This is a genomic window from Elusimicrobiota bacterium, from assembly GCA_026388075.1.
Taxonomy (GTDB): Bacteria; Elusimicrobiota; Endomicrobiia; order Endomicrobiales; family JAPLKN01; genus JAPLKN01.
On record JAPLKN010000090.1, the window covers coordinates 1 to 11,606 of the forward strand.

10 protein-coding genes are annotated in these 11,606 nt (G+C 36.5%); all 10 read right to left on the minus strand.

What is annotated here, in order from left to right:
* A partial coding sequence (locus NT145_05000) for an NAD-dependent epimerase/dehydratase family protein (GenBank protein ID MCX5782045.1) occupies positions 1–714 on the minus strand: 714 nt, incomplete at its 3' end.
* Positions 711–1,883 (minus strand): glycosyltransferase family 4 protein, encoded by a 1,173-nt coding sequence (locus NT145_05005; protein MCX5782046.1) that lies wholly within the window; start codon positions 1,881–1,883, stop codon positions 711–713. The genes NT145_05000 and NT145_05005, both read right to left, overlap by 4 nt.
* Before the next feature lie 5 nt (positions 1,884–1,888).
* Entirely contained in the window at positions 1,889–3,079 is a 1,191-nt protein-coding gene (locus tag NT145_05010; protein ID MCX5782047.1) for a glycosyltransferase family 4 protein, read from the minus strand.
* Between the two features lie 12 nt (positions 3,080–3,091).
* On the minus strand, positions 3,092–4,219 hold the full coding sequence (locus NT145_05015) for a glycosyltransferase family 2 protein (GenBank protein MCX5782048.1): 1,128 nt from the start codon (positions 4,217–4,219) through the stop codon (positions 3,092–3,094).
* A complete protein-coding gene (hemW, locus tag NT145_05020; protein ID MCX5782049.1) occupies positions 4,216–5,295 on the minus strand; it encodes a radical SAM family heme chaperone HemW in 1,080 nt (359 codons plus the stop codon). Before hemW ends, NT145_05015 begins: the two co-directional genes overlap by 4 nt.
* A gap of 93 nt (positions 5,296–5,388) precedes the next feature.
* Positions 5,389–6,273, minus strand: a complete 885-nt coding sequence (locus NT145_05025; protein MCX5782050.1) for an SPFH/Band 7/PHB domain protein — start codon at positions 6,271–6,273, stop codon at positions 5,389–5,391.
* 118 nt (positions 6,274–6,391) lie between these two features.
* Positions 6,392–6,811 (minus strand): NfeD family protein, encoded by a 420-nt coding sequence (locus NT145_05030; GenBank protein ID MCX5782051.1) that lies wholly within the window; start codon positions 6,809–6,811, stop codon positions 6,392–6,394.
* Positions 6,812–6,941: 130 nt separating this feature from the next.
* On the minus strand, positions 6,942–7,751 hold the full coding sequence (gene lepB, locus NT145_05035) for a signal peptidase I (protein ID MCX5782052.1): 810 nt from the start codon (positions 7,749–7,751) through the stop codon (positions 6,942–6,944).
* Positions 7,752–7,910: 159 nt separating this feature from the next.
* Positions 7,911–9,701 carry a translation elongation factor 4 gene (lepA, locus tag NT145_05040; protein MCX5782053.1) on the minus strand — a complete coding sequence of 597 codons (1,791 nt, stop codon included), beginning with the start codon at positions 9,699–9,701 and terminating at the stop codon, positions 7,911–7,913.
* Positions 9,702–9,750: 49 nt separating this feature from the next.
* On the minus strand, positions 9,751–11,508 hold the full coding sequence (gene ptsP, locus NT145_05045; GenBank protein ID MCX5782054.1) for a phosphoenolpyruvate--protein phosphotransferase: 1,758 nt from the start codon (positions 11,506–11,508) through the stop codon (positions 9,751–9,753).
* Positions 11,509–11,606: the final 98 nt, after the last annotated feature.

An 11,606-nucleotide genomic window follows, 5' to 3' on the forward strand; every position in this document is an offset into this window, starting at 1 on the left:
ATCCCGTACTTGTTTTCCGCTTCCATATATTTTTATCGGCATATCAAGAATTGCCCTAATGCAGAAATTTGCAACCCATCCATGATCTTCTCCTCCTAATTGTCTCGGCCCGTATAGGCCCGTCAACCTGAAACTTGCTGCTTTAACTTTATATGTTTCTATAAACATCCTTACATATGTATCTGCGGAATATTTTGATGCGTGCAGCGGAGTTATAATTCCACCCAAAGGCGGGTAGTTCTCATCAATTAATTTGGGTTTTCTTACATATCTTGTTTTTCCCTCTTTTATTTCGTTATTTATTTTATTCCCGTAAACATGAATAGTGGCGCAGGAAACTACGGGAATATTAAACTTACGTGCAGCTTCTAGAACATTAAAAGTCCCTACAACATTTGTTGTTATATCAAGCTCCGGATTTTCTATGCTTATCGTAACTGCCGGCTGAGCTGCAGTGTGAACAATAAAATCGCACCCGGACACATAATTAAATAATTCTTCCTTGTTTCTTATATCAGCTTTTACTAGATTTACTCCTAAGGATTTAAGGAAATCCCAGTTATAGTTCCTTGCTTTCTCAACATTGTAGCCTGTTCTGACAAGCTCCATTTTTGTTAAATTATCATAAGAAATTACTTGATCGCCTCGCTTTGCGTAATATTCGCAAACCCAGGAACCAATAAATCCGCATCCCCCAGTAACAAGAACTTTCATTTTATTTCTCCCTTTGCATGAATAGCCTGAGCGAAAACCGATATGAACTTTTTAGCAAAATTATCCCATGTAAGATTATTTCTGATCCATTCTGAAGCTTTTTCAGCATTTTGCTGATATTTGTAAAGATTTTCGTTCATTTCAATAATAGCAAGCGAAAAATTGTCAGCGACAATACCGAAATTGTTTTCATTTATTATGGCTGCTGCTCCCATTGTTTTAGATACGATTACTGGTTTTTTATTAAGAAGTGCTTCGAAAGGTGCAAGCCAGCCACCTTGTTCTTTAACTGGGAAAAGGCAAACTTGGGCTCTCTTATAAAGTTTTCCTATCGTTTCTCTATTAACATGCCCGGTAAAAACTATAAATTTTGACAAATTATGATCAGCTATATACTTACTAATAAATTCAAAGTATGGGCCGTCGGTTTTCCCGGCTAAAACAAGTTTAGCCTTGATCCCTTTATTCATCAGGGACTGAAGTGCTTTAATACTTTCTATTTGATTTTTCTGAGGGGAAATTACACCTACTTGAAGCAGGACTAATTCGTCAGAGTCAACTCCAATTCCTTTTAAAAAACTGGAAATATCTTCATTTTTTGCAGTAAAAGACTGTTGATCAATACCGTAGGGAATTATAATAGGTGTTTTTTTATACCTTTTTTCAACTCTTTCAGCATTAATCTTATCAGCAACACAGATTATGTCAACATAATGCTGAACAAAAAACTTATCTATTAAAATTCCGAAATAGCGTAATATTTTTAATAATAAAGAAGGCTTAGGATTGCTGTAAAAATCAGGAGGCTCGTTGCACATCCAAACAATCGGTTTATCAATTCCGAACACTACCCAATTAGCCGGGAAATTGTGAATATTAATAACATCAAAGCTTTTATAATATTTTACGAGAAGCTTTCGGAGCCAATAAAGTTCCCTGATTATTCCCAGGGCAGAAAAAAAATCAGTGCTTCTAAATACATTAGGCAACGGCTTTTTGGGCAATAATAGCTTTATATTTTTATAAATTTCTTTTGTTTCTTCCGAATTATTTAATGCAATAACTGAATTTTCGACACCCATTTTCAGAAGATTTTCTGAAAGCTCCTTTACTACATTTTCCGCGCCCCCATAGTAACTCATATATCTTTGGACTATTAGCGCTTTCATGGATCTTATCGACATTCCTCTAAACTTTTGTTATTCAAGACTTTTTCATAGCATGAAATAAGCTTTGGAATAATGTATTTGTCCCAGTCATACTTTTCTGCAAATTCAAAACCTTCTCGGACAATTGTATCGTAAATATTGCTTTTTATTAACAGATTTTTCAATGCTAATACCAATTCTTCTTTGCTTTTAAAAAGAATTCCGTTTTTGCCACTTATTATTAATGATTTTAGAGCTGAATATTCTGAATCGCGGGCAATCACAGGAGTCCCGAGAGCCATAGATTCAATTACTGTTATTCCAAACCCTTCGCGATCAGATGGTAATACAAATATTTTTGAGCGCTTCAATTCATGAAAAAGTTCTTCTTTATCCAGGAACCCTGAAAAAATTACATGCTTTTCAATTTTATGCTTTACAGCTAATTCTGATAATTTTTGTTTTTCAGGCCCATCACCAACGATTTTTAAAATAATATTTTTACAATAACGACAATCTTCATCATTTATCAAATCTTTCACAACATCTATCAGAATATCTACATTTTTGTATTTGATCAAGCGGCCAACATATATTATTTGGTTTTCTTTTTCTCTTTCTAGAATGCCGTCTATTTCGCCAAAGTTGATTCCGTTCGGAATTAACTCAATAGTTTCAGATTTGTTCCCCAATAAATCGATCAGTCTTTTTTTAGTAAATAAGGAATTTACTATATTATTCCTTGTAATATTTGAACTTATTTTTTCAATCAAGTACCCGAAATACCCGAGAAATCCTATATACTCTTTCCAATATTTTTTACCCCAAACTTCATGCCAGGTTATTACAAACTTTGTTTTACTGCGTTTTAATAAAAGAGCGAAAAAAATTGCTATGGCTGAAAAATAAGGAAAATTACTGCAGTCAATTATGTCATATTTATTTTTAAGAAAATGAAAAAAGCAAAAAAGCCCGAAATAAAACGGCTCAATAAATGACCTTTTACCATTTCTGTTATAAAGTGAAATTGCGGGGCAAATGCCTTTTAGCTGAACACTTTCACTGATCAGCTGTTTTGAACCCTTCCAGAATTTCATTCCAACAAGGCTTACATCATGCCCTTTTGCAGCCAACCTCTTTGCAATTTCCCAGTTTCTTTTTTCGGCTCCGCCAATAACATAAGGATAAACTGCATCATAGACTATGGCGATTTTCATTCAAATTATTCTTTAGCGGTATTTTATTTGAAGCATACTTATCAAAAATGCTGTAAAAATAGTTTGAAGACCTATTCCGGTCAGCAGAAGGGCTAAAATTCCGGTTTTTACTTCTGAAAGTACTCCAAAATTGCTTAAAGCCCAGACATAAAAAATATAGATTATCAATGCCAGCCCCAATATTATTAAAAAAATACCAAAAATTAGAACTTTTTCAAGGGAAAGAAATTTAATTATTTTTTTGCTCATTTTGTCTTCTTCAAGGCCAATTTCATTTGCATATGCTTTGCCAGCTATGCCAATTGAAAGAATTTGCCAGCCTAAAAGCGTAAACATCGAAAAAAACACCATTGGATGCACATCCCAATTTCTTCCAAATGCATATATCGGGCCGAATGCTAGTTTAATTGTAGCTATAAAACTTATCGTAAATATTGCCAGACCCGGAGCAAGAAATAAATATCCGGGAGAATAAAGAAGCATAAACCTGATATGGCGCCAGGCATCCCTAAACGAAGCAAGCTTTGATTCTCCCGCCCTTGTATAATAGGTGATAGGTATTTCTGATATTTTCAGTTTCTTTTTCAGGGCATGAATAACCATTTCAGAGGCGAACTCCATTCCCGTCGTATGTAAATTCATTTTTTTAAAAGCGTCTTTTGTAAATGCCCTCAATCCGCAATGAGAGTCAGAAATAGTCCCGCCGAAAAAAAGTCTCAGCATACCTGAAAGTATTGGATTTCCAATGTATTGATGCGACCAGGTCATCGCTCCGGGGAGAATTTTTCCTTTAAACCGCGATCCCATTGCCAGATCATTGCCTTCTTTTAATTTCATAACAAATTTGTCAATTTCTGAAAAATCATATGTGTTGTCGCCGTCTCCCATTACTATATATTCCCCTTTAGCTTCTTTTATTCCCCTTATAAGCGCGTTTCCGTAGCCTTTGCTTAATTCACTAATTACCACGGCGCCCGCATTTTGAGCAATTTCGACAGTACGGTCGCTGGAACCGTTATCAACAACTATAATCTCGCCTGAAAGATTTGCACGCAGGAAAGATTCCCTTGCTCTTTTTATGCAGGATGCTATTGTTTTTTCCTCATTTAAACACGGGATTACTACGGAAATTTCTGTCATACAAACCTCATCATTACCTGGTTTGCCAAAAGTTTGCCTTTTCTTGTAAGATAAACGCTTTCTTTATTTTTTTCAATCAGATTATTTTTTAACAAATCGTCTATAATATCGCCATACTTAATGTTAATTTCGTTTGACTCCAAGAAACCTTGAGAACATCTTAAATTTAATATTATTTCTTCAGAAAGTTTCTTTTCGTAAGAGATTTCTTCGTATTCTTCAAAAACATCTTTTCCCGATTTCATATTTTGCATATATAAAACAATATCCTCAGTATTTTTGTAACGCCTATTTTTGTAATGTGATGCCGCCGAAACACCTATTCCTAAGTATTCGCCGTTATGCCAATAATTAAGGTTGTGTTTGCTCTCAAATCCTGGTTTTGCCCAGTTTGAAATCTCATATTGTTCATATCCGCACTTTTTGAGAAAATCCATTGACCATTCATACACCTCAGCCTGCAAATCCTCATCAACTTTTGCCTCAATATTATGCAACAAAGTTCCTGTTTCAATAATCAGAGGATAAAGCGAAATATGTTCGGGATTGAACTGAACTGCTTTTTTCAGATTATTTTCCCATACTTTTTTCGTCTGATTCGGCAATCCATATATCAAATCTAAGCTTATATTTTTAAAACCTGTATCCCGGGCAATTTTATAACAGTTTTTAAAATCTTCAATTGAATGAACTCTTCCCAGATATTTAAGTTCCTTGTTATCAAAAGACTGTAATCCCATGCTTAACCTGTTTACTCCCGCATTTTTAAATGCTTCTAGCTTATCTTTTCTTAAAGATTCTGGATTAGCCTCAACGGTTATTTCTTTAAGATTTTTTATATCAAAAATATTTTTTACATTCAGGAATAATTCCTTAATTTGATCTTTACTTAAAATGCTTGGGGTTCCGCCGCCTAAATAGATTGTTGAAATCTGAAAGTTAAAATATTTATTCATTTCAATTTTAATTGCTTCCAAATATTCAAGAATCTGTTCGTCTTCAGCGACTTGAGACACAAAGTCGCAATAATTGCACTTTTTTCTGCAAAAAGGAATGTGAATGTATAAACCTAACATAAAAATCGCCACCAGTTACCGGTTACCAGCAACCAGTGAAGCCTTTTGTCTTAGTTTTTACTGGTAACTGGTCGCTGGTTTCTGGTTACTGTTTTATTTTTTCTCCGATTTTTCTTTTTCTTTAAAAAGTTCGGCCACACCGGCTATTGATCCCAAAACTCCGCTTGTTTCCAGCGGTAAAAATATTTTAGTAGCCTGACCGTTTGCAACATGTTCAAGCGCTTCTAAATATTTTATCGCGATCAGGTCGTTGGTCGGCTTACCTTCATGAATTGCCCCGTAGACTAAAGAAATCTTATATTTTTCAGCATCGGCAACTTTTTTAATTGCTTCGGATTTTCCTTCGGCTTCAAGAATAGCGGATATTTTGGAACCTTCCGCTTTTAGTATTGCGGCTTGCCGAAAACCTTCGGCTTCAAGGATATTAGCCCTTTTTTCTCTTTCCGCTTTCATCTGTTTTGACATAGAGTCCGTAATATCGCGGGGTGGATCAATTTTTTGAATTTCAACTCTAGTTACTTTAACACCCCATTTATCGGTCGCCTCATCCATAACCTGCCTTAATTGAACATTAATTTTTTCACGAGAAGTCAGTGTACTGTCCAGCTCCATATCTCCGATTACATTTCTCAGGTTTGTCTGCGCCAACTTCAGCGAAGCCATTCCGAAATTTGCAACATTATAAACTACTTTTGAAGGATCAGTTATTTGAAAATAAATAACCGCATCAACAGTAACCATAACATTGTCTTTCGTAATAACATCCTGAGGAGGAACATCTATAACCTGCTCCCTCATATCAACAATTCTTAAGTTCTGAAAAGGAGGAAAAATAATAGCAAGGCCGGGATTAAGCGTTTTGGTGTATTGTCCCAAAGTTTCCAAGAGCCCCTTTTCATACTGCTGAACAATCCTTACAGCCCTAAAAACATAGATCACTGCTAAAACAACCAAAACTAAAATTAAAGCTGACGGCATAAATCCTCCTTTTACTTCAGCGCTAAAGGATAAGTGATAAGGATTAAGTCTAAAGCCAGATTCTTTTTTAGCCGTTAACTTAATTCTTACCCCTTACCCCTTACCACTTATCACTTTCTTAGATTTTTCTGACCTTCAATTTTGTTCCTTCAACTGCAAGTATTTCAACCATTGATCCCGGCTCAATTTTTTCTTCACCCTGCGCCATCCAAATCTCACCCGAAATTTTAACCCTCCCAAAATTTGGAGGATTAATTAATTCTGTTACGGGAGCTTTTTGTCCTATCAGTTCATCAACATTTGATTTTTTACCCTCACTTTTTATCAACCGTTTAGCTAAGGGACGAATTGTATACATTGAAATAAGTGAGCCTGCCACAAAAACTGCAAATTGGATCCAAGTAACGCTAATAAAAACTGAAACCAAGGCCGAACATAATGCGCCGATTCCCAGACAAGCGAAGAAAAAACTTCCGGGAGTAATAATTTCTACAACAAATAATGCCAAACCCGCAATTATCCAATAAGTCAAATTCATAAAACCTCCACGCCCCGATTTATCGGGGCGATGTCTCGCCCGTCTAGCTCCTCTGGAGCAGACGAGGCGGACCCGCGATTTTACCTCATTGTCTATCTGTCCTTTTAAATTTCATAACTTTCCTAATTTTCTAACGTAGTATTCTCATTCGTTTCGGCGGCCAGTATATCAAAATCGGTTTTCCTTTCACATTTTTATCGGGTAAAGGCCCCCAAAATCTTGAATCAAAGGAACGGTCACGGTTATCACCCATAACAAAATAATATCCCGGAGGAACAATAACCGGCCCAAAATTATCTCTTACAATGCTTGGCGGCAAACTATCAAACCTGCCTGATTCCCAAGTTCTTTGATATTGTTCCGAAGAAGAAAATAATTTTACTTCTTTGTAGATTTCCTTATCATCAAAATCAATATACGGCTCAGTTACAACTTTTCCGTTTATAAAAAGGCTTTTATCTTTTATTTCTACTATATCCCCGCTCAAAGCAATGCAACGTTTAATAAAATCTTTCCTCACATGCTTTTCTCTTTCAACTAAACTTAGGGCTGACTGAGGACATTCAAAAACGATTATGTCGCCTCGTTTGATCTGGTGTGTTTTCCATATTCTTTTTCCGTCGGTAAAAGGGATATGGAAACCGTAATAATATTTATTCACAAAAAGATGGTCCCCTTCAAGAAATGTCATCCTCATGCTTCCTGAAGGAATTTTAAACGCCTGAATAAATAAATACATTAAAAATGCCGCAAGAAATACCGCTGACCAGCCTGTTTCCACCCAGTCAAGAATTTCTGCATATAACTTTTTCATCCGCGGGCCTTCAAACATTTCCTTGAATTTTTTCATTATTTGAGCCGCAATAAAAAGGATTACGCCTGCAACTAAAAGTTTGAATTCCATTCCGGAATTCCATTGTGATACAAAAAAGTCAATCATAAGATATCCTTTCTGCCCCGTTAGAAACAGCCAAACGACCGTTTATTTAAAAAACTGCGACAGCCTATTCCTATTTTTCTCTCTATGTTTTACTTTTTCTTCACGTTCTACTGTTTCTAACGGGGTCAACCCCGCTTAACTTAGAAGCAGCCATACACCTTACTCATTTATTTTTAGAACCGCAATAAAGGCTTCAGGAGGAATATCAACACGCCCGAACTGCCGCATCCTTTTTTTGCCTTCTTTTTGTTTTTCTAAAAGTTTTCGTTTTCGTGTAATATCGCCGCCGTAACATTTTGCAAGCACATCTTTTCGCATTGCAGCAATATTTTCTCGTGCAATTATTTTATTTCTTATCCTTGCCTGAATTGGAATTTCAAACATCTGCCTTGGAATAATTGCTCTCAGTTTTTCGGCCAGAAAATGCGCGGTTGTCTGCGCCTTTTCTGTGTGGACAATAACAGAAAATGCGTCAACTACTTCCTGGTTGATAAGTATCTCTAGTTTTACAAGATCTCCCAGCCTTGTCCCAATGTGCTCATAATCAAAAGAAGCATATCCTTTTGAAACGGATTTTAAAGCATCATAAAAACCCACAATAATTTCCGCCAGAGGTATTTCATATTTTAAGATAACTGTTTTTGTATCAATGTATCTAAGAGTAATCTGTTTTCCTCTTCTTTTTTGGCACAAATCAAGAATTGCTCCCAAATAAAGCGACGGACAAATTATCGTTGCAATAACATATGGTTCGTATATCTCTATAATGTCACCGTAAGAAGGAAACCTTGCCGGATTGTCTATCTCAGATGTTCCTTTTTTGGTGACAACACTATAAACCACGTTTGGCGCGGTAACAATTAGGTCAAGATTGAATTCCCTTTCAAGCCTTTCCTTGACTATTTCAAGGTGAAGCGATCCCAAAAAACCGCACCTGAAACCGAAACCCAAGGCAGAAGAAGTTTCAGGAACATAAGACAAAGACGCATCAGAAAGCCTGAGTTTTTCTAAAGCGTTTTTTAAATTATCGTAATCAGAAGTACTTAAAGGATAAATACCTGCAAAAACAAAAGGTTTAATATCTTTATATCCCGGGTGCGGATGAAGCGTAGGCTTTGATTGCTCTGTAATAGTGTCACCGATTTTAAGATCATGAATGTCTTTTATCCCTGATACAATGTATCCCACCTCGCCCGCTGAAAGGCTTTTGCACGGAATCATTTTTATTTTCATGTAACCTATTTCTAAAACTTCGTGAAGAGCGTTTGATGAAACCAGTTTAATTTTCATCCCAACTTTAATTTCGCCCTCAAAAACTCTCGCAATTATAATTACACCCCTGTAAGAATCGTAAAAAGAATCAAAAATAAGAGCGGACAAAGGCTCTTCTTTTGTTCCTGTAGGAGCAGGTATATCATTAATTATCGATTTAACAATTTCCGAAATTCCAAGCCCTTCCTTAGCGCTTGCAAGAATCGGCTCAACCGTTATCCCCAAGGCCTCTTTCATTTGCTGGTAAGTGCTGTCCACATCAGCGGTAGGCAGGTCAATCTTATTAATTACCGGAATTATTTTTAATTTTGACTGAGTCGCAAGATATGTATTTGCAAGAGTTTGCGCTTCTACTCCCTGGGAAGCGTCAACTATTAATAAAGCGCCCTCGCAGGCAGCTAACGCACGGGAAACCTCATAGGTAAAATCCACGTGCCCCGGAGTATCAATTAGGTTTAACATGTACTGCTTCCCGCTTTCATCGGTATAATCCATCCTAATGGCCTTAGCCTTAATTGTTATGCCCCGCTCGCGCTCAAGATCCATCCCGTCAAGAATTTGGTCCCTCATTTCACGCTTTGGAATCGTATTTGTATATTCTAAAAGACGATCAGCTAAGGTGCTTTTACCGTGATCAATATGAGCAATAATGCAAAAATTTCTTATTTCCAATTCTATTCTCTTTTAAATTTTTGATTTAGACTTCTTTTAGAAACATTGAATACGGTTAAAATAATGGAAGGTTGCTTTTGAGCTCCTTTTTTCTAATTTTTTCTTGTATGGAATTTTTATCAGGAGAAGTCAGAATATCATTTGCCAGCTCTTTTGAGTCCTTTAAAGAAATACTTCTGATTATCTTTTTTATTTTGGGCACTTGAACCGGAGAAACGCTGAATTCATCAAGGCCAAGTCCGATTAAAATCATAGTAAAAGAAGGATCTCCGGCCATCTCTCCGCACATGCCTACCCACTTTCCCGCATAGTGGCCGGCATCAATAATAGTTTTTAGAAGCCTTAATATAGAAAGGTGGAGCGGCTCATATAACGTCGCAACATTTTCGTTAACTCTATCCACTGCAAGAGTATATTGTATCAGGTCGTTTGTCCCTATTGAAAGAAAATCAGCTTCCTTTGCTATGAGATCAGCCGTTAGCGCGGCTGAAGGAACTTCAATCATAACTCCGACTTCAATATTTTCATCAAATTTTTTCCCTTCATTGCGCAGATCCTGTTTAACTTCTTCCAATATTTTGTTCGCCTCTCTTAATTCAATTATGCCCGAAATCATAGGATACATTAACTTTACTTTGCCTTCCGCAGAAGCTCTTAATATTGCTCTAAGCTGTGTTTTAAAAATTGCCGGATATTTAAGACATAACCTTATAGCTCTTAAACCCATAAAAGGATTATTTTCAACTGTAAAACCTTCAAGGCCCAAATGTGCAAGCTTATCTCCTCCAAGGTCCATTGTTCTTATAATAACGCTGTACGGAAGCGTCTTTTGAACAACTTTTACATAGTTTGCATAATGCTCTTCTTCAGTTGGAAGGGTAGTCCTATTAAAATAAAGAAATTCAGTGCGGTAAAGCCCGACTCCTTCCGCTCCGTGTTTTGTTACAGATTTTATTTCGTCAGGATTTTCAATATTGGAAGCAACAACAACCCTGTGCTCATCCGTGGTTTGAGCCGGCAAATCTCTTAACTTTTCCAGCTCCAAAATCTGAGCTAACTGGATTTCTTGTTCTCTCTTATAGTTTTTAATGCTTTCGGGATCAGGATCAATAATTACAATACCTTGATTGCCGTCAATGACTATTGTGCTTCCCTCTTTAACTCTGGAAGTAATATTTTTTAAACCTACAACTGCAGGTATTTCCAGGCTTTGGGCAACGATTGCGGTATGAGAAGTTCTTCCTCCGATATCGGTTGCAAAACCCCTTACTAAATGATCTCTCATTGATATCGTATCGGAAGGAGTCAGATTATGCGCTATTATTATTGAATCTTCTTTTATTTCAGAAAGTGACCGCCTGGCTTTCCCTAAAAGATGGCTTAAGATTTTTTTCCCGACATCCTGTATATCGTGCTTTCTTTCCCTGAAATACTCATCTTCAATCATATCAAATGAGCGCATCACCTTTTCTAAAATCTTAAAAAGAGCATATTCCGCATTTATTCCCTCATTAATCTTTCTAACAACATCTCTGTTAATTAAAGGGTCATCCAATATCAAAAGATAGGCATCCGCCAAACGGGCATATTCTTTGCCAAGATTTTTGAAAATCTTTTCCTTTGTCGCCAGCATATCTATCCGCGTTTTTTGAAGAGCTTCACGGAAACGGGCAACTTCCTTTTTTATTTCATCTTTCGGCACGTCTCTTTGAATTAGACAGAATTCATCGTCTTCCAGAAGAAATACTTTTCCTATTGCAATACCTGAAGAGGCGGCAATTCCTTCTGCAATTTCAGTAGTTTTTTCTTTCATTTTTATACCTCTTTTGGATCTGCAAACAACCGGCAGATCCTTGATTACAATGATTTTAAAAGAGATTACGCCGATGCATTGATATTAATCACTGTAAT

Excerpts from the sequence above, each read along its gene's own strand:
- NT145_05005 (MCX5782046.1), bottom strand. The coding sequence starts at position 1,883 with ATGAAAGCGCTAATAGTCCAAAGATATATGAGTTACTATGGGGGCGCG.
- NT145_05010 (MCX5782047.1), bottom strand. The coding sequence starts at position 3,079 with ATGAAAATCGCCATAGTCTATGATGCAGTTTATCCTTATGTTATTGGC.
- NT145_05015 (MCX5782048.1), bottom strand. The coding sequence starts at position 4,219 with ATGACAGAAATTTCCGTAGTAATCCCGTGTTTAAATGAGGAAAAAACA.
- hemW (MCX5782049.1), bottom strand. The coding sequence starts at position 5,295 with ATGTTAGGTTTATACATTCACATTCCTTTTTGCAGAAAAAAGTGCAAT.
- NT145_05025 (MCX5782050.1), bottom strand. The coding sequence starts at position 6,273 with ATGCCGTCAGCTTTAATTTTAGTTTTGGTTGTTTTAGCAGTGATCTAT.
- NT145_05030 (MCX5782051.1), bottom strand. The coding sequence starts at position 6,811 with ATGAATTTGACTTATTGGATAATTGCGGGTTTGGCATTATTTGTTGTA.
- lepB (MCX5782052.1), bottom strand. The coding sequence starts at position 7,751 with ATGATTGACTTTTTTGTATCACAATGGAATTCCGGAATGGAATTCAAA.
- ptsP (MCX5782054.1), bottom strand. The coding sequence starts at position 11,508 with ATGAAAGAAAAAACTACTGAAATTGCAGAAGGAATTGCCGCCTCTTCA.